Origin of the sequence: Paenibacillus sp. NPDC056933 (assembly GCF_042674385.1) — a bacterium.
Classification (GTDB): domain Bacteria; phylum Bacillota; class Bacilli; order Paenibacillales; family Paenibacillaceae; genus Paenibacillus.
The window spans coordinates 1,175,405-1,197,586 of sequence record NZ_JBHUQN010000001.1 but is presented as its reverse complement, the minus strand read 5'-3'; the positions used below and the strand labels follow the sequence as shown (position 1 = coordinate 1,197,586).

Here is a 22,182-nt window from a genome sequence, read left to right as displayed (position 1 = left end):
AACATTTTCCGTGTCGTTATGATATATTTAAAGGGTTTAGAGATGAAAAAGAGGTGAGCTATTCGCATGAAATTGACCATTCAACTATTTGCAGGAATTGCTGAACGACTGGGCACATCCCTGCTTGAATATGAGTACCCGGGGACTGATCCGACACCAGCACAGTTAAAAGAAAATCTGAGTGTCGCTCATCCTGAAGCGGCTGCTTTAATACGTGTTTCCTTTTTGGCAGTAAATCAGCAGTATGCTCCTGCCGATATTATTATCAAGGCCCAGGACGAAATCGCCTTAATTCCTCCTGTGTCTGGAGGAGATGGCACTGATTCGACTGATCATGAACATGAGTCTTCTTATCCTGAGCACCGAACCGATGACGGATTATTTCTTATCACCCAGTCCCCATTGTCCGTTGAAGCAACAACCGGGCTCGTCATCACTGCAAACCATGGAGCGGCCCTTACGTTTGTAGGCACTACCCGTGAAATGACCGGGGAACAACGAACCGTCTATCTGGAATACGAGGCCTACGTTCCCATGGCGCTTTCACAGATGGCGACGATTGGCAGTGAGATCTCCGAACGCTGGCCAGGCGTGCGTTGTGCGATCAGCCATCGAATTGGCAAGGTGGACGTGGCAGAGATCAGCGTCGTGATCGCGGTATCTTCACCTCATCGCAATGACTGTTATGATGCAAGCCGCTATGCAATTGAACGACTCAAACAGACTGTCCCCATCTGGAAAAAAGAAATATGGGAAGATGGCTCCGAATGGAAAGGTCATCAGCTAGGACCCTGGAACCCCATGGACAACTAAATAATTAGTCATTAAACCTCTTGAAGCAGTGGCGAAATTAGTAAATAAGTCGTTGTCAACCCATTTTTTTCTTGTTATTATAATTCTATGTGTCGATATTAGTCGAGGAAAAGGTGGTTTATACGTGAGAGTGCATGTTACTGATCTTAAACCTGGCGACCTGTTAAAAAATGATGTGTACAACCGTTCGGGTCTCCACATGCTGATGAAAGGTTCCACGCTCAGCGACGATGATATTTCCAAGTTGCTGCAGCACGGGATTGATTATGCAGATGTAGAGCATACAACAACCGACCTACACTCTGATGCACAAACCTTACCTTCCGATCAAACCCGTTTGTTAACGACCTTGTTTAACGATACGATCAAAGGTACCGAATCTCTGTTTCAACAAGCGATTGAGAAGGGTTTTATTGATGAGACTCAGGTCGATGAGATTTTGATAACCCTGACGGGACAGCTTGAAAAACAAAAGGATGTTGTCTCCTTGCTGCTGATGCTTGACGGGGACAATGATTATACCTACAACCATTCCCTGCAAGTCGGCATGCTCGCTTTTTATATTGCTGGTTGGATGGGCTACAATCCTGAAGAATGTCTCATTGTGGCGAAAGCAGGGTATCTTCATGATATTGGCAAGTCCAAGATTCCTCATGAAATGTTACATAAGCCGGGTAAATTGACCCCGGAAGAGTTCGAAGAGATGAAGAAACATACATTCTACGGGTATGATATTATTATGGAATCCACTCAGGATGAACTTCTTGCCACAGTCGCGCTCCAGCATCATGAGCGAGAAGATGGAAGCGGTTATCCTCATGGACTCAAAGGAGATGAGATTCATCCTTATGCCCGTATAACAGCCGTAGCAGACGTTTACAGTGCCATGACAACCAACCGGGTATATCAGACCAAACAGGAGCTAATCTCCGTTCTGTGTGAGTTGTACAGCCTCAGCTTCGGTCAACTGAACGGTGAAGCTACTCAGGAACTCATCAAACATATGCTGCCCAATTTTATCGGCAAACGGGTTCTGCTTACTACTGGCGAAACCGGCCTGATTGTGATGAATAATCCTGCGGATTACTTCCGACCACTCGTACAGACTTCTACAGCCTTTATTGATCTAGCGAAGGAAAGAGACATCGCTATCGTTGAAATTTATGTACAGTAGCATGAACTGCACGGTTATGCGAAGTAGTCGTCAGAGCAAGTCAACACCAGGAACATAATGCGTTTGGATACACAGAAAAAAGGGGAGCCGTGAAGGCTTCCCTTTTGTGTCTTCCCATTCGTGCATGCTGGATTACACGCAGAATGCTTTCGTAATGATAACCAACAGAATGAACAGTACCAAGATCGCGCCAGTGCTTGTGAACATATTGTATCCACCTACACCGCCTACGTTGCCCCCACAGCCATATCCTACTTCGCTCATGTGATTGCCTCCTCTTCATCAGGTATACCCTAACATATGACGTTGGCAGTTTCGATGAACCGGGCGAATCGGCAACATTCAATAAATGGTTGTCTGCCTGGATTGAAGCATTGTGAAGTGGTTACTCCTGATCCGTTAGTTAACTTTCCGATTGGGGTGAGACCTCAATTCCCTTTTCCTTGCGGTACATAATGACAAGTATTCTCCAAAAATCATAACTACCTGTATCGTTCATCATAAACGTCTGGTAGTAATGGTATGCTTCCTCTGCCCAAGGCGGGCAAGCCATATTGGATGTCTTTTTCTGCTGCTGAATCCATGCTGATTGGACTTCCAGTGTCTTTTCCATCGCGGTAAAGCGCTTCTTCTCGTCCGCTGTCATAAGCATCTCCTTCGTTTCTCCGTCAGCTGAACTATATTCTTTTTGCAAATAGTTTCCTGGATCAACAACACCGTTCTCACTCGCCGTATATCCATACGAAGGGGTGCTGGATATGCGTACCTCGTAATGCACATGCGGACCGGTGCTTTCGCCTGTGCTGCCCTGGTTGCCAAGGAGCTGCCCTTGCCTCACCTGCTGTCCAACTTGCACTGCAATTCGGGAAAGGTGAGCATAACAATGCAAGTAGCCTCGGTGATCCTGTACCGCAACCGTAAGCCCGTAACCGCCGAATCCTGAGCCTGTAGCACCTTCCGAGGCAAAACGTACAGTCCCATCCATAAATGCATGTACAGGGCCATTCCATGGCTCTGTGACCAGATCAACGCCGCGATGGAACGTCTGCCCGCCAGAAATAGGATGAATACGATAGCCGAATGAACTGGTAATGCGGTAGCCTTCAAATGGATTTAAGCTCATACATTCACATCCTTTTCTATCATTAGATGCGCAAGTCTAGTAAATAGTTTGTGCTATTGATCATATTTTATTACTAAAAAGCACTGCCCAGAATCGCAAGGGAAACCTCTGGCCTCTCCAATCTCTTCTATACGGTGCAGTTACACTAAAACCAAATGTTCTGTAAAGTTTACCTTTATTCCTCCTTTCAACCAACCGTTCAAAATGGCACCTTCCAGCCAGAGTGACATGGGAGTTAATGATCATAAAAAAAGATCGAGGGGAATAACTCCCTCGATCTTTCCTTGACTCTGTATAAGATTACGTGAAACGGATTGGGCATAGAAACAGCGTAATCAGAATCTACGTTTCCGAAACGGGCTATGACAGTCGGATTAACCGATGGAGCCTTCCATCTCGAATTTGATCAATCTGTTCATCTCTACCGCATATTCCATCGGCAGTTCCTTCGTGAACGGTTCAATGAAGCCCATGATGATCATCTGTGTTGCTTCTGCATCGGTCAGACCGCGGCTCATCAGGTAGAAGAGTTGATCCTCGGACACTTTGGATACGGTAGCTTCATGCTCAAGCATGATGTTATCATTCATGATTTCATTGTAAGGAATCGTATCGGATGTGGACTCATTATCCAGAATGAGCGTATCACATTTGATATTGGATTTCGCACCCTCCGCTTGGCGACCAAAGGAAGCCAGACCACGGTAGGTTACTTTACCGCCATGTTTACTGATCGACTTGGATACAATCGTTGATGTTGTATCTGGAGCCAAGTGAATCATTTTCGCACCTGCATCCTGATGCTGATTTTTACCAGCTACAGCGATGGACAGAACTGAACCTTTAGCTCCGCGGCCTTTCAGTACAACGGCTGGATATTTCATCGTCAGTTTGGAACCGATGTTGCCATCGACCCATTCCATCGTTGCATTTTCTTCAGCAACGGCACGTTTAGTAACCAGGTTGTAGATGTTTGGTGCCCAGTTTTGAATCGTTGTGTAACGAACACGGGCATTTTTCTTACAGATGATCTCAACAACCGCACTATGCAGTGAGTTCGTGCTGTAGATCGGAGCTGTACAACCCTCTACGTAGTGAACGAAGCTATCTTCGTCCGCAATGATGAGTGTACGTTCGAACTGTCCCATGTTTTCGGAGTTAATCCGGAAATAGGCTTGCAGAGGCACTTCACATTTTACGCCTTTAGGTACGTAGATGAAGCTTCCTCCGGACCAAACGGCACTGTTCAATGCAGCGAATTTGTTATCTGCTGGTGGAATAACGGTTGCGAAATATTCACGCAGGATTTCCGGATGCTCTCTAAGTGCAGTATCCGTATCCATGAAGATTACGCCCTGATCTTCCAATTCTTTTTGCATGTTGTGGTATACAACCTCGGACTCATACTGAGCCGATACACCTGCGAGGAACTTTTGCTCCGCTTCAGGGATACCCAATTTATCGAAAGTTTCCTTGATTTCGGAAGGTACCTCTTCCCATGTTTTCCCTTGTTTTTCAGAAGGACGAACATAGTACTGGATCTCGTTGAAATCCAAACCGTCGAGATCTCCGCCCCATTTTGGCATCGGCATCTTTTCGAATTGTTTCAGGGATTTCAAACGGAACTCCAACATCCATTCCGGTTCGTTCTTAATCTTGGAAATCTCGGTAACGACTTCTGCAGTCAGACCTTTACCGGTTTGAAAGATGGATTTGTGTTCGTCGCGAAAACCATATTTATACTCTTCCATTTCTGGTGCTTTTTTAGCCATCTTGCTCTACCTCCCTATCGTTATTGTACTTTGTCCTCTTCGTCAATTCCTTTGCGTAATGCATTCCAGGCCAATGTGGCACATTTGATGCGTGCAGGGAACTTGTTCACACCGGATAGGGCTTCGAGATCTTCATAATCGTCGAAATCGACTTCTTCCCCTTTCATCAGTGAGGAAAAACGGTTAGCCATGTCGAGTGCCTGATCCATCGTTTTGCCTTTGACTGCCTCCGTCATCATCGATGCCGAAGACATGCTGATGGAACAACCTTCCCCCGTATACTTGGCTTCCTGAACGATTCCGTCTTTCAGCAAAAGTTGCAGTGAAATCCGGTCGCCGCACGTTGGATTATTCAAATTCACCGTGACAGCTTCATTATCAAACGTTCCGCGGTTGCGCGGGTTTTTGTAGTGGTCCATTATGACACGCCGGTACAGATCATCAAGTTGCATCGCCAAAATACTCCTTTGTCTGGATTAAGGCGCTGACAAGTCGGTCCACATCTTGTTCGTTGTTATATAGATAGAAACTGGCACGAGCTGTTGAACTGACTTCCAGCCAGCGCATCAGCGGTTGGCAGCAGTGGTGCCCGGCACGAATGGCTACGCCACTCGCATCCAGCACGGTTGCCACATCATGCGGGTGTACATCACCCAGGTTAAATGTAACCACTCCGACATGACGCTTGGCTGGTCCATAAATGGTCAGTCCGTCAATCTCGGCCATACGCTGCGTTGCATAAGCTGCCAGCACACTTTCATGATGAGCGATCTCATCCATGCCAATCTGCTCCAGGAAATCGATAGCAGCACCCAATCCAACCGCTCCTGCGATAATCGGGGTTCCACCTTCGAACTTCCAGGGAAGCTCTTTCCAATTGGAATCGTAGAGGCCAACCTCATCAATCATTTCACCGCCGAACTCAACCGGTTCCATGGACTCCAGCAGCGCCTTTTTGCCGTAAAGTGCACCGATCCCAGTTGGTCCGCACATTTTATGGCCGGATAATGCGTAGAAATCACAGTCCAGATCCTGCACATCCACCTTCATATGCGGTGTGCTCTGTGCGCCATCCACAACGATGACAGCACCATTGCGGTGTGCAATTTCAGCGATTTGTTTTACCGGATGAACAACACCCATAACATTGGATACATACGCGATTGCTACAATTTTGGTATGATTCGTAATCGTCTTTTCCACGTCAGCCAAATCAATGTTTCCATCCGGCTGAAGCGGGATATATTTCAATGTAGCACCTGTTTCCTTGGCAACCTGCTGCCATGGAATCAAGTTGCTATGGTGTTCCATCTGCGTAATAACAATTTCGTCGCCTTCTTTGCAAACTGCGCGTCCGTAAGACGAAGCCACCAAATTCAAAGCAGTCGTTGTCCCACGAGTGAAAATAATCTCCTGTGTGCGCCGTGCGTTGATAAACTTGGCGACCTTCTCGCGTGCGCCTTCATAAGCGTCCGTTGCGCGGCTTCCAAGCGTGTGAACACCACGATGCACATTGGAGTTCTCATATTCATAATAATGCTTAATTGCTTCAATTACAGCCAGCGGCTTCTGGGAAGTCGCTGCGTTATCTAGATATACGAGCGGGTGTCCGTTGATTTCCTGGTGGAGGATCGGGAACTGCTCGCGAATGGCAGGGTTCATTGTCCCAGTTTCCGTTCGATGAGAGACTGCAATTGGGTACGCAGTGCTTCCAGAGGAATATCCGCCACCACCGGAGCCAAGAAGCCGTAAATGATCAGGCGTTCCGCATCCGTACGGTTAATCCCGCGCGACATCAAGTAGTGAATCTGCTCTACATTGACTTGACCTACAGAAGCAGCGTGACCTGCTGTTACATCATCCTCATCAATGAGAAGGATTGGGTTGGCGTCTCCACGAGCTTTCGGGCTCAGCATCAGTACTTTCTCTGTTTGCTGTCCGTCCGCTTTGGTAGCGCCCTTCTCAATCTTCGTAATTCCGTTAATGATGGCAGAAGCTTCTTCACGCATAACTGCACGTGTAATCATCTGGCTTGGCGTGTTTTTGCCGAAGTGACGAGCTTCTGTTGTGTAGTTGATTTTTTGGGAACCGGAGCCCACTGCGATTACTTTGGAATCGGAGCTTGAGCCATTCCCTTTGAGAACCGTCATCGTGTTGCTCGCGGTATCACCATTGTTCATCTCGCCAACGATCCACTCAATCGAACCGTCGTTGTCCACTACTGCACGGCGGAAAGATACGTCCGTAACATTTGTACTCAGTTGGTGAACCGAAGCGAAGCGGACTTTGGCACCAGCTTTCACGAATACTTCCACAACACCGTTATGGAATACAGGTGAAGACAGTTCGCCGGATACATAGTTATCCACATAAGTAACGGAGCTGTTGGACTCAGCAATTACAAGCACGTGCGGTGCAAATGTTGCAGACGCATCATCTGTGAGCAATACCGCTTGAAGCGGAACTTCAATCTCAACGTTTTTTGGAACATAGAGGAATACCCCGCCGTTCCATAGTGCTGCGTGCAGAGCTGCAAGAGAATGCTCATCTGCTTTCACAGCCGTATTCAGATATGGTTTTACCAGATCGCTGTGTTCGCGAACGGCTGTAGCCAGATCCGTGAAGATAACTCCTTTTGCTGCAAGATCTGCAGACAACTTGGAATATACTGTACCGGAATTACGCTGGATAACCAGACTGCCTTCGGCTTGGTCTTGAACCAGATCTTTAATGGAAGCTGGTACTTCCTCAAGGGAAGCAATGGCTTCGTTAGTTTTGTATGTGCCGTACTCGCTGACATTCCAGCGTTCGATTTTTTGTTTTTCCAGTTTGGGAAGCGCAAGCCCGCTTGCAAGTTTAAGGGCTTCGAGTCGCTGCTCGGTCAACCAGCCGGGTTCGTTGTTGCTTTCCGACAAGGCGCGAAGCGCTTCAGATTCAACCGGAAGAATTGTTTGTGTAGTCATTGATTATCCTCCTCCGTTTTGTCTTTACGCTTGACCTACTGTTTCGTCCGTGATTCCCAGCTCTTCCTTAACCCAGTCATATCCTTCAGCTTCCAGACGGTGAGCCAACTCAGGTCCGCCAGACTTCACGATACGACCTTGCATCATTACGTGTACATAGTCAGGAGTAATATAGTTCAACAGGCGTTGGTAGTGAGTGATGATGAGGAATCCGCGATCTTCGCTCTTCATTGCGTTTACACCGTTTGCAACGATTTTCAGTGCATCGATATCCAGACCGGAGTCGATTTCATCGAGTACTACGATTTTTGGATCCAGCAGCATCATTTGCAGAATCTCGTTCCGTTTTTTCTCACCACCGGAGAAACCTTCATTCAGGTAACGGTGAGCAAATTCAGGATTCATGTCCAGTTCTTTCATTTTACCTTCCATTTGGCGAATGAACTTGATCAGGGAGATCTCGTTGCCTTCACCACGACGTGCGTTGATTGCGCTACGCAGGAAGTCAGAATTCGTTACACCAGCGATTTCACTCGGGTATTGCATAGCCAGGAACAGACCTGCACGAGCGCGCTCATCGACAGCCATGTCCAGTACATCTTCACCGTCAAGTGTAATCGTACCTTCTGTTACTTCATATTTAGGGTGCCCCATCAGTGCAGAAGCCAGTGTGGATTTACCAGTTCCGTTCGGACCCATGATCGCGTGGATTTCTCCACCTTTCATTTCCAGGTTAATGCCTTTCAGGATTTCCTTACCTTCGATCGTCGCTTTCAGACCTTCAATGACGAAATTCGTAGCCATGTGTATTGTTTCCCTCCATTGATTAAATTGATGTTTACTGTCGAAAACGAAAAAGCACCTATTAATATCTGAACAGGGCTTCCCCTGAATTTCTCCTGTACTCCAATCTCCAAAGCAAGAATCACTTTAGAATAATTCTAAACTGATTCTCAATGATTATCAAGTCATTTCCTAAGAACTCTTGTCCCTTACAGGAAACATTATTCTATCTGATTCTATAATAAAAGCCAGATTGAATCAAATGACAAAACTTCTTCGTCGTAAATAGACAGTGAGAAAAATCACAGGAATCAATCTTTTATCAAATCTGCTCCTCTCAACCGAAAAAGGACCTATCCATATCATGGACAAGTCCTTTCGATAAATAACATTACATTTTGAGCGTCTCGTTAATCTTCTGTACCTGTTCGTCAAAATCCGCAACGTCCACCACCGGCGTCATTTCGCGCGGCACCGGACCATTCGGAATGGAAATCCAGGAACGGCATCCGTTGTATTCAGATAATACGGGAATCTCCATCGGTTCCTTCAAACGGTACACTCGGAGTATCAATACGTGGAGTGGATCTTTGCGTTTCCACTTTAGGCGGTCTTCAGCAAAATCCGCAGTCCACATATGAAAGTCAAGAAGTCGATCCAGCATCTCCTGATCTCTGATCTCCAAATCCTGTATCACTTCCGCATATGCCGTGAGACGGATCGTCGAAGCTTCAGGCACCCATTCGGCCAGTGATTCCTCAACAAAGGAATGATCAGAAGACTTTATCAGTTCTTTACGCTGATGTTCATAAGTCGGATACAGGTAGAACGCTGGACTTTTCAACTCAAAACGTTTGGTTTCCTCCACAATCCCGCCTTTGCGCATCACCATAATCTGGCGACCCGTTTCCAATGCACGGATTGCGGAGGCCCATTCTTTTAATGCCGGTATCGTTGTGCCTATCATAAAGTTGTCCTCCCGAAATCAGTCTTGTCAGCAGTATAGACGCTTGACGATATCCTGACAATGTGAAAGGGATAATAGCAAATCTCTATTTGCAAGGCGACGAACTAAACGGCTGGTAACGCTGGTATTAGCCCAGGAAAGACCGAAGCATCCACATATGTTTCTCAAGATCAGCTTTGAAGCCGGTTAGCATATCGGATGTTGGTTGGTCTTCCGCAGCTTCTGCTACTTCAATACCCTCCTGATACTCATTCGACAATGTAGCAAAGTCCTCGATCAGGTTCTGCACCATTGTTTTTGCGTCTTCGCCACCCGCTGCTTCCTGGATGGAAGACAATTCAAGATACTCTTTCATTGTAGCCGCAGGGCTGCCTTTGAGGGTAAGAATACGCTCAGCGATCTCATCCATTTGTACAGTCACTTCATTGTAGAATTCTTCGAATTTCACGTGCAGTGTGAAAAAGTTAGGTCCTTTTACATACCAGTGATAGTTATGGATTTTAACATACAGGACGTTCAGGTTTGCTACCTGACGATTAAGTACTTGTTCCACCGATTTTGCTTGATCTGTTTTGTTTTTTGTAGCCATCTTAATCCCATCCTTTTATTATAAATTAGTCTGACATTCACTATAAGCAGGTTATTCTGCTGTAAATGACAGAGATTTAACATTTCGGCACCACCTGATGGTGGGGAACCTTGTCGGCGGTATTTCTGTCAACCGTCCGGCCTATTTGTTTTTACCCGTACACCGGATGTTCGAAACAAGTCCCGTATAGACTGTCTCAAAAAAAGGGTACAATTCCACAACTATTTCCGATATACTGACATATACCAAGCAAAGAAGTGGGTATTCCTGTTTCTTCATATATATGGAGGTGGCATTCTTTGTCCCAATATCACCCTTTAACCCCCCAGGAAGCAATTGAACTGGCCAAAACATTACCGGGTCCATTTGCGGCAGATGCAAATCTCGCATGTCGTGAGATTGGCGACGGCAATCTGAATTTGGTCTTCCATATCACGGATCAGAACTCCGATAAAAGTATCATTATCAAACAGGCGCTTCCTTATGCGAAAGTGGTCGGAGAATCTTGGCCTCTGTCTCTGGTACGTGCCAGAATCGAAAGGGAAATCCTACAGGAAGAGTATCGTCTATGTCCGGGAATGGTGCCTGAAGTGTACCATTATGATGACGATCTTGCGTTAACTGTGATGGAAGATTTGAGCGATCATGTGATTATGCGCAAAGGTCTCATTGATGGTGAGACCTATCCTCTTTTTGCACAACATATTGGGGAGTTCATGGCAAGAACGTTATTTTTCACATCAGACCTTGGCATGAATCAGCAACTGAAAAAGGAAAAACAAGGCAGATTTGTTAACCCGGATCAATGTAAAATAACCGAAGATTTGATCTTTGATGAACCCTATCGAATTGCAGAGAAAAATAATTATGAGGCTTCCATTGAAGACGAAGCTGAAGCACTTCGTACAGATGGAGAACTTCATCTTGAAGTAGCTTTACTGCGTGAGAAATTTCTCACCCATGGACAAGCTCTAATTCATGGTGACTTGCACACAGGCAGTATTTTTGTCACACCTGAATCCACAAAAGTTATTGATCCCGAATTTGCCTATTTCGGCCCGATGGGATTCGATGTAGGCGCTGTGCTTGCTAACCTACTTCTCCATTACGCTTCCTTGCCAGGTCGCATTCAGGATCAGACGGCTCTTCGTGAGCGTGAAACGATTTTGCTGGATATGGTTCATGACGTATGGACTGAATTCGAATCCCGCTTCCGCGCTCTGTGGACTTCCGACCTGGTTGATCCTATGGCTAAAGCGCCTGGGTACGAAGACCTTTATGTACAACAATTATTCAGAGATTCTGCTGGCTTTGCTGGTGCCAAAATGGTTCGCCGTATTGTCGGACTCGCGCATGTCGCAGATATCGATACGATTGAAGATGCAACAGAACGTGAACGTGCTCAGCGCAAAGCGCTGGCGATCGGTAAAGCACTTATCAAGCGTAATCGCAATCTGAATACGATTGGTGAACTTCTCGATACTGTAGCTACTGCGGTTACTACCATCAAAGTCTAATTTAAAGAACTCATAAAGCTTAGCTTAACTCTAGGAACGGAGGAACATCCATGACAACCCCTGAACATCAGCCTCTGTCCTCCCTTATATGGAAAAAGGACAAGCTCGAAATGCTTGACCAGCGTCTGCTGCCTGAAACGATTCTGATGCTGAAACTGTATACGCCTGAGGAAGTTTGGGAATCCATCCACTCCATGAAAGTACGTGGCGCTCCCGCCATCGGAATTGCTGCTGCTTTCGGCGTCGTACTAAGCGCCAAGGCATATGACGGACTTGCCATTCAAGGCTGGTTGGATCATGTAAAATCCACCTGTGCTCATCTTGCCACTTCCCGTCCCACTGCAGTGAACCTATTCTGGGCGCTGGATCGCATGATGCAAAAAGCAAGTGACCTCGCTGAATCCAGTACAAGCATCGAAGAAAGCAATGCCGCTCTTGAAGCGGAAGCTCTCTTGATTCAAAAAGAAGACGAAGAAGTTTGCCGCTTGATTGGTGAAAACGCTCTTCCTTTGTTCACAGACGGAATGGGTGTGCTTACGCACTGTAATGCAGGCGGACTTGCAACGGCGAAATACGGAACGGCGACTGCACCGATGTACCTCGCTCATGAGCGCGGCATCAACCTTAAAGTTTTTGCAGACGAAACGCGTCCTGTCCTTCAGGGCGCACGCCTTACGGCATTCGAACTCCAGCAAGCCGGCATTGACGTCACTCTGATCTGTGACAACATGGCAGGCATGGTCATGTCCAAAGGCTGGATTCAGGCCGTTATCGTCGGTACAGACCGCGTCGCTGCCAATGGGGATGTAGCTAATAAAATCGGAACATACAGCGTAGCGGTCCTTGCCAAAGCGCACAACATTCCGTTTTATGTAGCCAGCCCACTGTCAACCATTGATTTGTCTACGCCATCCGGAGATCTCATTCCGATTGAGGAACGTGCTGCGGAAGAAGTAACCGAAGGATTTGGCAAACGTACTGCTCCGCAAGGTGTGAAAGTATTCAACCCGGCATTTGACGTCACTCCTAATGAATATGTAACGGCCATTATTACGGAAAAAGGGGTCGTTCGAGCTCCTTTCCAAGAGAATCTGGCTGCCTTGTTCGCCAAGGATGAAGCTTAATTTACGGAAGCAAAAGTCACAGGGATGAAGTCACGGTTGTACAGTTAGATTTCATTTTATGTAATGAAAGTTAAAAAGGGCTTCCCAATGGGGGAGCCCTTTTTCATCATCAATTATTCATGGATTAGATCATCTTGAGTAATGCTTCTACACCCGTCATGCCAACTGTAATACCCATCGCTTCGGCTTCCGTTGTCACCGACTCCATAGGTGCATGCAGCAACTGTTCCAATGTGCGCACGCCAACCGCCCGAGCTGCAATAATTTTGCGATCCCCGAGCTTCTCATTAAGTAATCCCACGTCGAGTGCTCCGCACATGATATATCCTTTGGATGTATTAATCGTCAGTAATGTCGTTTTGGGCAGCTTCACTTCTACCCCGACCAAGACATGCTCTCCAACCACAATCGGCTCCATCGTCACCATAATTTCCCGATACACCTCCTCTTCCACAGTTCACGATAATTGTATGCCTCATTCCAGATTGTCGTGTGGACACCTGCGGAAAATGGAGGGAAATGCTTATATTTTGCTTCAAGTCACCGATTCGGCAATCCATTTTCTATGTCTCTAGCACTATGATTATTGGCATTTTAATGATATAGTGTATTGAAGCGTTTTATAAGCTGACATATCTTTTAACGGGGCTGGGATGAATGAAAGAAACCATATCCAACAAAGAAGAAATCGGCTTTTTATTTAATGTCGATATTCTTATTAAGAGCCGCTCGAATGCATTGGCACTGCAGTCCCTGTTGGAGTTCATTAACAAAGAGGAACAAATTGCAGACTTTCGGATTCAATCGGGCATAGAGCTTGGCAAAATTATCGAAGTGACACTCCAGTCCAAGAAGGACGCCTTTGCCTCACTTCATAAAGGACGAAAAAAATCACAAGCCACTGAAGAACAGAAAACGTCTTCTCCAACACAAACGACGGCTTTAACTGTTCCTGCCGCACCGCAGAACCAGACAGAAACACCTGCTTCCCAGAAAACTCCTTCAATTGAAGCACTCAACACCACCAGCGGAAATTCATTCGACGTGTGGATTGATACCCTTATCAAAGAGAACCGGCTTACGCGGATTGTTGTGAACAACAAGAACGGCAAACATCAGAGCATTCCCTGTCGTATTTTGAATTTTGATCGGGAAAACAGTATTGTGAGCGTCTACCATGTGGACGAAAAACAAGTATATTCGTTCCGAACCAATGAAATTGATGAGTTTCTCTAAGTTAATGATCATTTAATCTAAAAGCAACTTACGAGGGAATTTCACACATTTCCCACGGAAGTTGCTTTTTCTGATTCTCATTCTTGTAACAACTAACTGGCACATTCACAAATTCTACAGGTACATAGGCATTGGAGATGATCAGGAGCGATCTTTGCCCCGTTGCCATACGTCCATTGCCAATAACAACCATCCGACAATAAAGGCTACCCCGCCGATTGGTGTGATTGCTCCCAACATTTTAATACCTGAAATACTCAGTACATACAGACTGCCCGAGAAGATGATAATTCCGACGAACAGTAAGCGCGCTGCCCATTTAAGCTTGGCGGACGGTCCCAGCTGACCGGCGGTCAGACCAATAATGAGCAGTGCGATTGCATGTATCATGTGATACTGTACTCCAGTTTCATACACTGCTATGGCATCTGCTCCAATTTTATCCTTGAGCATATGTGCACCAAATGCACCTATAGCGACAGACAGCATTGTCAGTACCGCACCAAACATCATCCATTTCCGTTGCATGTGCTTCTCTCCCTCAATTCAATCTCTCACTATTATTTTAGCGAATCCTTGACGTGTTTACCAGCGAGCTACCGTGTGTGAGAGCAAGCATATGTCAGCTTATATATACTCAGTTCATTTTTTTCTACGAATTCGGTGACAACTGGCGTAAAACCTTGATTTTTATCGATAATTATGGAAAAGTAAAAAGGTGTGTCTTCATTCTCTGATGAGAATCACAACGTCCCGATTGGGTTAATTACATTCATAACGACGATTAAGGGGGGAAAAACATTTATGGATAATCATCATAACCAGAATAACCAGAATAACCAGAATAACTATAATTCTTATCCCTCGGGCTCGGGCCCGGATCATTCTGATCCCAACCATTCCTTTACGCCTTATCCACCAACTCCGGAAGATCGTTCCTTGGATCGACTAAAGCATTCCGGCCCTGGCATTGCAAGCTTTGTGATTGGATTGGTTTCGATCATTGGCTACATATTAACTATCTTTATTGCCACATTGGCTATAAACAACGCCATTGGCGTTGTAACCACACCGATTCAAGTGGAAGAAATTGCGTTGCATCCAGCAGTCGTTCTGGCTTTACTGTCCATTCTTGTATGTCTCGTGCTTAACCTGGCCGGACTCATACTAGGCGTGATCGGTCTTGTTTTGAAAAACCGGAAGAAGGTCTTTGCCATTATCGGAACGATCCTTAGTGGGATCATGATTCTGGCCTTTGTAGGACTTGTTATTGCAGGCATCTATATGATATAAAAGCTTATACAAATTTTCGTATCCAAAGGAGAATGACATGTCACGAATCAAAATTTTCACGGACAGCACAAGTGATCTGGCCCCAGCATGGATCCAGCAGCACGATATTGGTATCATCCCTTTATATGTCGTGTTTGGTGAGGAATCACTGAAGGACGGTGTTGAAATCAAGCCAGAGCAGCTCTATGAACGTGTAAGCAGGGATGGGCGTCTTCCCAAAACGGCAGCACCTTCACCTGCTGATTTCCTGACAGCATTTCAACCTTACATAGAACAAGGACATGATATTTTATATATCAGCTTGTCTTCTGAACTTTCGTCAACTTACCAAAATGCAAGATTGGCCAGTTCTGAATTTCCGGAAGGCCGCATTTCTGTCGTGGATTCTCTGAATCTGTCTTCCGGAATTGCTTTGATGGTAATGAAAGCTGTACATGCAGCAGAAAAAGGACAGAGTCTCAGGGAGATCACCCATCTCGTTGAAGCGATTAAACCAAATGTCCGAACTGAATTTGTCATCGATACACTGGAGTATCTTTACAAGGGCGGACGCTGCTCTGGTATGCAAAATCTCATTGGCAGCCTGCTGAAAATAAGGCCAGTCATTCGGGTAGCTGATGGCAAAATGTCACCTGCGTACAAAGTCCGTGGCAAACGTGAAAAAGCACTCGAACAAATGCTCCAAAACACACTTAGCCACAAGGAACAGATCGATCCCGATCTCGTTATTGTCGTCCATACCATGGCGGAGGATGATGCACTTGGTTTACAGAAGTCACTGCAGGAGCAGACAGGAGCACGGGTGGAGTTAACTACAGCCGGTTGCGTAATATGCAGTCACTGTGGTCCCAAAACCATCGGTATCATTTATAACACTCTACTATAAAATACGTTCCTCAAGAATACAGCAAGTTTCCCCTAAGTTTCTGAATGACACTTTCTGTACATGCAAGAAACCTGCAAAAGGGCATCCCGGGCTACAAGAGCCTAGGATACCCTTTTTTATATTTTTAACAGAACATTAGTAACTTTTTGTTTTTAGATCATTCAAGTTTTTGAACGCATATCCTTGTTTGCGAGCCTCATCAATAATGGAGCCCAGAGCCTCCGTATTGTCTTTTGACACAGAATGAAGCAGGATGACTGCACCCGGATGCAGCTGTTTCAAAACTTGCTGACGCGCGTAGTCTGCCCCTTTTTGCACATTGGTATCCCAGTCTTTATACGCAACGGACCAGAATACATTGACATAACCCTGGGCGTGGCTCTCCGCGAGCGTACGGTTATTGAAAATTCCGCGTGGTGGCCGCAAAAAAGTCGCTTGCTGACCCGTCAACCGATTAACCTCTGACCGAACCTGATCAAGCTCCGTTCTCAATTTCTCATTGGATACCCGGGTCATATCGGGATGACTCCAGGAATGGTTACCGACAATATGCCCTTCTGCTGCCATTCGTTTTACCAGTTCGGGCTGATCCTTCAGATAATGTCCGGTAACAAAAAAAGCAGCGGGTACTTTCTTGTCACGCAGAACATCCAGAATGGCCGGGGTAAACCCGTTCTCATAACCGTTATCAAACGTAAGGTACAATTCTTTCTGTTTTGTATCCCCCAGGAAGATGGCATCATTATTTTGTAAAATCTGTTTAAACCCTTCCTGGTCAATGGAAGGCAACTGGCCGTTTTGACTTTTTTTGAAGCCAAAGTGATACGCTCCGTTTATTGGCGATGCTTCAGTCTGTGCCGGTAATATACCGAAAGTCAATATCGCCAGCAACATGTAAAGAACCATTCGCTTCATGGCTATCCGCTCCTGTTCCTGAAAATTTGGTTTGTCGTTTCCATCACGAACACCTTCAGGTAATATGCCACAGGAACAGCTAATGTATGTAATTTTGAAACACAAATCACTCCACATCAAGAACCGTGGGCTCCCACTCCCCTATTTCTTCATTTAAAAGCGCTTATGGTCTCGTTCAGGATGATGAAACAATTCAAGTAATGTCTGAGGTTTCCCGCTGGAAGCGAGCCACTCTCTAACCATTTCAATGGCGCGCGTCTGCCCGTCTCCGCTATCACGCCAGGTAAGCAGTTCAATAACCTTAATAATCAGGGCAGACATGTTATGGTTATCGTGTTCAGATCGATCTGCCCGCAGTTTATGGTACAAGGCTTCCTGCTCCCAATCCAGCAAGATCTCATCACCAATGGTAGGCTTCATCAATGTATATGCCCTGCCACATCCGGAGCAACGAACCGCACTCACTTGCTCTTCAGCAAAGCTCGCCCGGATGTCCTCACCGCAATCCGCGCACTGGAAATAAACCTGTATGTTGTGTATGTTATCGTTCATGTTGGTCTTCCTCCTGCTATGTATGTACTACATCTATACCCTAAATGTCGATGACTCACGCTAAAATTCTTCAAAATCACAAGGTGCTATAATCTTGTAAATATGTTAAAATATTATACATAATATGTGTAGGAAGAGGCGGGTATCCATGTCGAAGGAAGAACGTAACATTACCTGGCAGCAATCCAGCTTAAACAGACAGGATCGGGAGAAACATAACGGACATCGAAGTCGTGCCTTATGGTTCACCGGGTTATCTGGTGCAGGAAAATCCTCTCTAGCATTTGCTCTGGAGCAGTACCTGTACGAAAAAGGAGTTCATAGTTATGTTCTTGATGGAGATAACATTCGACATGGACTGAACCGGGATCTGGGCTTCACGGCCGAGGATCGACAGGAAAATCTGCGCCGAATCGGTGAAGTATCCAAGCTGATGGTGGATGCCGGGTTATTCGTTCTTTCTGCCTTTATCTCACCTCATGCACAGGATCGGGAGATGGTTAAACAACTCTTTGAAGCGGGTGATTTCATTGAAATCTATGTTCGTTGCTCCATTGAAGAGTGTGAGCGGCGGGATCCGAAAGGTCTTTACAAAAAAGCCCGCAGCGGTGACATTCCGCATTTCACAGGAATATCTGCTCCCTATGACATTCCGGAGGACCCTTCACTTATCATCGATACCGAGGAGTTGTCCATAGATGAAGCTGTGCATGAAATCGTGCAGCATCTGGAACGGATCGGGGCCCTTAAGCTAACGAATCCTGTCAGTAATGCAATGGTTCATTAAATCGTTGGTTAAAAATATGGATTCCTGTTACTAAAAAGAGACATAAAAGGCGCAGCCTCAATGGTGCGCCTTTTTCATTTGTGCAATGCAGTTTACACTCCCGGATTAACGGTGATGTTTTAGTGCCCTACTACCTCTGCCTGCATATTCAACAGTTTGCTGAAGGTGCCTACCGGATCAGTGGCCAACTGCTGATATCCCCCTTGTTGAATAACCCGCCCTTCATCCAGAACAATCACCCGGTCGGCTGTACGAATGGTTGAGAGTCGATGGGCTATGACAATAATGGTTACTTGCCCTTTCAGACGCTCCAAGGCCTCTTGGATGTGCTGTTCGTTCTCACTGTCCAGCGCACTCGTCGCTTCATCCAATACCAGTACAGAAGGATTCCGGAGCATGGCACGGGCAAGCACCAAACGCTGACGTTCGCCTCCAGATAACCGGATTCCCCGATCACCAATCATGGTATCCAGTCCTTGTGGCAACTTGCGGACAAACGTTGCTGAGGAAGAAAACTGTAATGCCTGCCACATCTGTTCTTCACTGGCATCCGGATCCACCAGGCGCAAATTTTCACGAATGCTTGTATGGAACAGAAAAGGGTCTTGAGAGACATAACCGATTGAACTTCTCCAGGCAAGCAATCTATCTTCAGTCAAAGGCACCCCATCAATTAAAATCTGTCCACTCTCTGGACGAACAAGTCCCATAATCAGATCGATCATCGTACTCTTTCCGGCACCGGACTTACCTACAATGGCTGTCATGCCTTTCGCAGGGATGGATGCATATACTTCGCGCAACGAATAGGTTTCACTGCCTTCGTATCGATAATTGACACGTTGACACTCAATGGATTCCTTAAGAACCAGCGGTTCAAATGGGCGAGCCTCATCTTGTCCATTCAACTCTGTATTAGCCTTATTTCTGAATGTACGGGAACCAGGTACCGTCAAGTCCTGATCCTTTATTTCACCGGAAGCAGCGACGTTACCACCAATTTCACGGCTTTTCTCGGTCTCCATTTGCAGCTGCCTCACAATCCGAAACGCGGGCAGCATGGAACTCATATACTCCAGATTGGATTGAATGGACGTAAATCGTGGCCACAATCGGGAAAAAATAAGGATAATGAGCAACAAACTTGCCGGAGGAACAGCGAGCACATGCAGGGATAAGTAGATAAAAGCGGCAATAATGACAGCGGCCGATACCCGGTGAATCAGCTGTGTACCACTGTTTAACTGGCTGAACTGTATCACGTTACGTTCAATCCGCCCACAAATTCGCTCAAACCAGCTAATATGTGATTTTTCGAGCATGTTACTTTTGATATCCTTGATACCATTAAAGTGCTCCGTAATGCCATTATAGTAACTTTGGGAATATTCGGACGTCTGATCCCCGATTTGTTTTGCCCGCCTCACAAACTTTCTCAGGAAAATAAACAATACCAACCCGCAGACCAGTACAAGAGTGGTTAACTTGGCAGACAACCAGAAAGCCAGACCAATTTGAATGCCCGTGAAGATCAAGGAAGCCGCCATTTGCAGCAAAATGTTCGTTCCCTGACTGACTCGTGCAAGCTCGGTTGTTAATATATGATTAAAGTCGGATTTTCGTTTTTGGAGAAAAAAAGACCACTGCGCCATAATGATGGCTCGGTAGGTTTCCATACGTAACGTTCGAACAAATTGCTGCTGGATCCGAGTGTTTCGAATCGTCTGAAGGCGTTGAAGCCACGCCTGTCCGGAGACAATAACTACAAAGGTCAGCAGCACTAACAACAGTCTACCGTTTTCGGGAAAACGATTTAATAGTTCTGAAACCCAGGGTAAGCGCAGACTTGTAGAACCCATCTCAAAAACACCAATGAGACTTAACATTGGAACAAGCATATAAATGCCGATTCCCTCCATAAGACTGATGCAGATCATGCCTAGAAGGTTCCAATATAACACTGGACCCGTTACCCGATGCAGCTTCCGCATAAAAAATTGAAGTTCCGAAATCATGCGTTATCCTTGTCCCCTCTCCGTCATCGTGTTCCTTTTTATTCGCCGCCAGAACCAGAGAAACGGACGTAACGGAAAATACAGAAAATGCATTGAACGTGGAAGCGGCAATTGATCTACGTCCCAGGTACTTGGATATAACCGTTCTATAAAGAAAAAGAGTTTCTGCCTTGTGCTGCGCAGTGCAAACAAATAGGAACGATAACTCTTCACATCGGCCGGACTTTCAATCATCTCATTCATGAACAATACGCCGCGTCTGGCTAATTTCTCTCCCGCACGTTCGTGAGAAGACAACAAAGCAAGATAATTGGCATCCAGAGGGGTGTTCAGCAATACCGAGGCAAGACGAAGAGCCTGTGAACCGATGGGTAACCTTCCTTCTGCTTTCAGGCGCCGTTCCACTTTGTTCACGTCCAGGGGCATGCTGCGAATCATCTGATCAATGTCCAGTAACCAGCGCAGCCTGAACCATCCATGTCTTGCGCCATGCGTCACCAAGTATGCCCACAGATCTTCTCTTTCCAGCATACGGACAGGCGTTTGGGTATAGGTGCTGAATCGGCTTCGTTTCCACAATATTTCAAAATCGGTTTCCCTGCCGGAATCCGGGTTAAGCCGCCAATGAATCTCTACTTGGGTTCTTTTGACCGGATGTTTGTAACAAATGTGATGTTCCCGCCATTTCCAGCTGGATACAGTGGGTGTTCGTTTGCCTTCCTTTGATTCATAACCAAGTGATTCAAGGATCTCTTCAGCGGACTCCACGTCATTAAAAGGAATGAGAATATCCAGATCTTTCGATGTCCGCAATGAGATATCCCCGTATAGATCATGAGCCAGTGCAGGGCCTTTGAGCGTAATATTGCGAATGCCCCGTTCGCGGAATGCACCACAAACCTGCTCCATCTCGGCAGTCAGATGTAACATGCGGAATGTATTCGCCGTATATTGCTGCCTCAGGTTTTCCACAACAAAAGCGGGAATAAGCGCTAAGTCCAACTCTTTTATTTTCAGATAGAGAACAGAGTACAGTCGATGATGATGGGCGAGCTGCAAAAAGAGCTGCCAGTCCATACCCTTCATTCGTATTTGGGCGTCCTCAGAGGTTATTGCTGTTAGATCGCCTTTAATCATGCTCAAAATCAGCTTAAGCTCCTGCGGAAAATCCGCTGTATATTGTTCCCACTCATGTATCGTAGACAATCTCCCCAGCTCCCTTCTCAGGACACCGCTTGCCAAACACGCCGACAACCGTATATTGGTCCATAGTATCAGCTCCGGTCACGATCAATTTCCCACTTCGCAGCCAGGCATGAGCCATCATTTGCCCTTGTTCATTCCGTGCAGTTCCCATATATAAAGTACTGTCAATATTACGACGTTCCAGCATCTTCATCGCAGCAATAGCCATCACCAGACAACGGCTTTCCCATAATGTGTATTTGCTGGCTACCAGTATGGCTTTGGAGATATTTCGTATCGTCTTCACTTCATTTCTTTGAAGTCCACTCATCGGCGTTTCGTACATTGGTGTACCCAAACCTGGAGCAATCTTGGCAAAGGGCATCGCCTTCAGGATTCGTGCCCATCCAAGATGGATGTAAGCCTCCCACACCAATCCACGAATTTCACGTGGCAACGAGAAATAAGCTTTTATTTTACGTAACATG

General features: G+C 46.1%; 24 protein-coding genes. 8 read left to right on the top strand and 16 right to left on the bottom strand.

The features are described 5' to 3' along the window. Window positions 1–66: 66 nt before the first annotated feature. Both ACFTRD_RS05490 and ACFTRD_RS05485 read left to right on the top strand, forming a co-directional pair. Complete coding sequence (locus ACFTRD_RS05490) at window positions 67–813, top strand: molybdenum cofactor biosynthesis protein (protein WP_379378074.1); 747 nt, start codon at window positions 67–69, stop codon at window positions 811–813. Window positions 814–937: 124 nt separating this feature from the next. Continuing rightward, window positions 938–1,987, top strand: a complete 1,050-nt coding sequence (locus tag ACFTRD_RS05485; protein WP_379378073.1) for an HD-GYP domain-containing protein — start codon at window positions 938–940, stop codon at window positions 1,985–1,987. Between the two features lie 132 nt (window positions 1,988–2,119). Here the strand turns inward: ACFTRD_RS05485 and ACFTRD_RS05480 are convergent, their stop codons facing one another. The 9 genes from ACFTRD_RS05480 to ACFTRD_RS05440 all read right to left on the bottom strand — a co-directional run bounded on the left by ACFTRD_RS05480 (window position 2,120) and on the right by ACFTRD_RS05440 (window position 10,184). Next, complete coding sequence (locus ACFTRD_RS05480) at window positions 2,120–2,251, bottom strand: YjcZ family sporulation protein (RefSeq protein ID WP_228469229.1); 132 nt, start codon at window positions 2,249–2,251, stop codon at window positions 2,120–2,122. Between the two features lie 139 nt (window positions 2,252–2,390). Further along, complete coding sequence (locus ACFTRD_RS05475) at window positions 2,391–3,110, bottom strand: M23 family metallopeptidase (protein WP_379378072.1); 720 nt, start codon at window positions 3,108–3,110, stop codon at window positions 2,391–2,393. 374 nt (window positions 3,111–3,484) lie between these two features. After that, window positions 3,485–4,882 carry a Fe-S cluster assembly protein SufB gene (gene sufB, locus ACFTRD_RS05470; RefSeq protein ID WP_379378071.1) on the bottom strand — a complete coding sequence of 466 codons (1,398 nt, stop codon included), beginning with the start codon at window positions 4,880–4,882 and terminating at the stop codon, window positions 3,485–3,487. Window positions 4,883–4,902: 20 nt separating this feature from the next. Further along, entirely contained in the window at window positions 4,903–5,334 is a 432-nt protein-coding gene (gene sufU, locus ACFTRD_RS05465) for a Fe-S cluster assembly sulfur transfer protein SufU (RefSeq protein ID WP_192265654.1), read from the bottom strand. Next, window positions 5,324–6,544 (bottom strand): cysteine desulfurase, encoded by a 1,221-nt coding sequence (locus tag ACFTRD_RS05460; RefSeq protein ID WP_379378070.1) that lies wholly within the window; start codon window positions 6,542–6,544, stop codon window positions 5,324–5,326. Before ACFTRD_RS05460 ends, sufU begins: the two co-directional genes overlap by 11 nt. Then, window positions 6,541–7,845 (bottom strand): Fe-S cluster assembly protein SufD, encoded by a 1,305-nt coding sequence (sufD, locus tag ACFTRD_RS05455; protein WP_379378069.1) that lies wholly within the window; start codon window positions 7,843–7,845, stop codon window positions 6,541–6,543. Before sufD ends, ACFTRD_RS05460 begins: the two co-directional genes overlap by 4 nt. A gap of 24 nt (window positions 7,846–7,869) precedes the next feature. Beyond that, window positions 7,870–8,649, bottom strand: coding sequence for a Fe-S cluster assembly ATPase SufC (gene sufC, locus ACFTRD_RS05450; protein ID WP_063564286.1), 780 nt, complete (start codon window positions 8,647–8,649; stop codon window positions 7,870–7,872). A 370-nt stretch (window positions 8,650–9,019) separates the two neighbouring features. Further along, window positions 9,020–9,595, bottom strand: coding sequence for a DUF1802 family protein (locus tag ACFTRD_RS05445; protein ID WP_192265647.1), 576 nt, complete (start codon window positions 9,593–9,595; stop codon window positions 9,020–9,022). A gap of 127 nt (window positions 9,596–9,722) precedes the next feature. Further along, window positions 9,723–10,184: a Dps family protein gene (locus ACFTRD_RS05440; protein WP_095359041.1), complete on the bottom strand. Its 462-nt coding sequence runs from the start codon at window positions 10,182–10,184 to the stop codon at window positions 9,723–9,725. A 299-nt stretch (window positions 10,185–10,483) separates the two neighbouring features. Here ACFTRD_RS05440 and mtnK point away from each other — a divergent pair, with 299 nt between their 5' ends. Together mtnK and mtnA are read left to right on the top strand one after the other, a co-directional pair. Next, on the top strand, window positions 10,484–11,701 hold the full coding sequence (gene mtnK / locus ACFTRD_RS05435; RefSeq protein WP_379378068.1) for an S-methyl-5-thioribose kinase: 1,218 nt from the start codon (window positions 10,484–10,486) through the stop codon (window positions 11,699–11,701). Window positions 11,702–11,751: 50 nt separating this feature from the next. Then, complete coding sequence (gene mtnA, locus ACFTRD_RS05430; RefSeq protein WP_379378067.1) at window positions 11,752–12,825, top strand: S-methyl-5-thioribose-1-phosphate isomerase; 1,074 nt, start codon at window positions 11,752–11,754, stop codon at window positions 12,823–12,825. A gap of 124 nt (window positions 12,826–12,949) precedes the next feature. On the opposite strand, the gene ACFTRD_RS05425 is transcribed toward mtnA, so the two are convergent. Continuing rightward, window positions 12,950–13,252, bottom strand: coding sequence for a YunC family protein (locus ACFTRD_RS05425; protein WP_017689545.1), 303 nt, complete (start codon window positions 13,250–13,252; stop codon window positions 12,950–12,952). 230 nt (window positions 13,253–13,482) lie between these two features. Between ACFTRD_RS05425 and ACFTRD_RS05420 the strand changes: the two genes are divergently transcribed. Further along, the gene (locus ACFTRD_RS05420; RefSeq protein ID WP_379378066.1) at window positions 13,483–14,061 is read left to right on the top strand and encodes a hypothetical protein; all 579 of its coding nucleotides are present in this window, start codon (window positions 13,483–13,485) and stop codon (window positions 14,059–14,061) included. Window positions 14,062–14,202: 141 nt separating this feature from the next. Here the strand turns inward: ACFTRD_RS05420 and ACFTRD_RS05415 are convergent, their stop codons facing one another. Continuing rightward, a complete protein-coding gene (locus ACFTRD_RS05415; RefSeq protein ID WP_379378065.1) occupies window positions 14,203–14,589 on the bottom strand; it encodes a DUF423 domain-containing protein in 387 nt (128 codons plus the stop codon). Between the two features lie 276 nt (window positions 14,590–14,865). Between ACFTRD_RS05415 and ACFTRD_RS05410 the strand changes: the two genes are divergently transcribed. Beyond that, complete coding sequence (locus tag ACFTRD_RS05410) at window positions 14,866–15,354, top strand: hypothetical protein (RefSeq protein ID WP_379378064.1); 489 nt, start codon at window positions 14,866–14,868, stop codon at window positions 15,352–15,354. Window positions 15,355–15,391: 37 nt separating this feature from the next. After that, on the top strand, window positions 15,392–16,240 hold the full coding sequence (locus tag ACFTRD_RS05405) for a DegV family protein (protein ID WP_379378063.1): 849 nt from the start codon (window positions 15,392–15,394) through the stop codon (window positions 16,238–16,240). A gap of 135 nt (window positions 16,241–16,375) precedes the next feature. Here ACFTRD_RS05405 and pdaA read toward each other — a convergent pair whose 3' ends face one another. Further along, on the bottom strand, window positions 16,376–17,155 hold the full coding sequence (gene pdaA / locus ACFTRD_RS05400) for a delta-lactam-biosynthetic de-N-acetylase (protein WP_379378062.1): 780 nt from the start codon (window positions 17,153–17,155) through the stop codon (window positions 16,376–16,378). A 153-nt stretch (window positions 17,156–17,308) separates the two neighbouring features. Further along, complete coding sequence (locus ACFTRD_RS05395) at window positions 17,309–17,707, bottom strand: hypothetical protein (RefSeq protein ID WP_379378061.1); 399 nt, start codon at window positions 17,705–17,707, stop codon at window positions 17,309–17,311. A gap of 148 nt (window positions 17,708–17,855) precedes the next feature. On the opposite strand from ACFTRD_RS05395, the gene cysC reads away from it, so the two are divergent. Continuing rightward, window positions 17,856–18,494 (top strand): adenylyl-sulfate kinase, encoded by a 639-nt coding sequence (cysC, locus tag ACFTRD_RS05390; RefSeq protein ID WP_379378060.1) that lies wholly within the window; start codon window positions 17,856–17,858, stop codon window positions 18,492–18,494. A gap of 119 nt (window positions 18,495–18,613) precedes the next feature. On the opposite strand, the gene ACFTRD_RS05385 is transcribed toward cysC, so the two are convergent. Genes ACFTRD_RS05385 through ACFTRD_RS05375 form a run of 3 tightly spaced genes read right to left on the bottom strand, consistent with a single transcriptional unit; the run spans window position 18,614 to window position 22,181 of the window. Beyond that, window positions 18,614–20,509 carry an ABC transporter ATP-binding protein gene (locus tag ACFTRD_RS05385; protein ID WP_379378059.1) on the bottom strand — a complete coding sequence of 632 codons (1,896 nt, stop codon included), beginning with the start codon at window positions 20,507–20,509 and terminating at the stop codon, window positions 18,614–18,616. A 3-nt stretch (window positions 20,510–20,512) separates the two neighbouring features. Then, window positions 20,513–21,715 (bottom strand): nucleotidyltransferase domain-containing protein, encoded by a 1,203-nt coding sequence (locus ACFTRD_RS05380; RefSeq protein WP_379378058.1) that lies wholly within the window; start codon window positions 21,713–21,715, stop codon window positions 20,513–20,515. Next, a complete protein-coding gene (locus tag ACFTRD_RS05375; protein WP_379378057.1) occupies window positions 21,699–22,181 on the bottom strand; it encodes a lasso peptide biosynthesis B2 protein in 483 nt (160 codons plus the stop codon). Before ACFTRD_RS05375 ends, ACFTRD_RS05380 begins: the two co-directional genes overlap by 17 nt. Window position 22,182 lies beyond the last annotated feature (1 nt).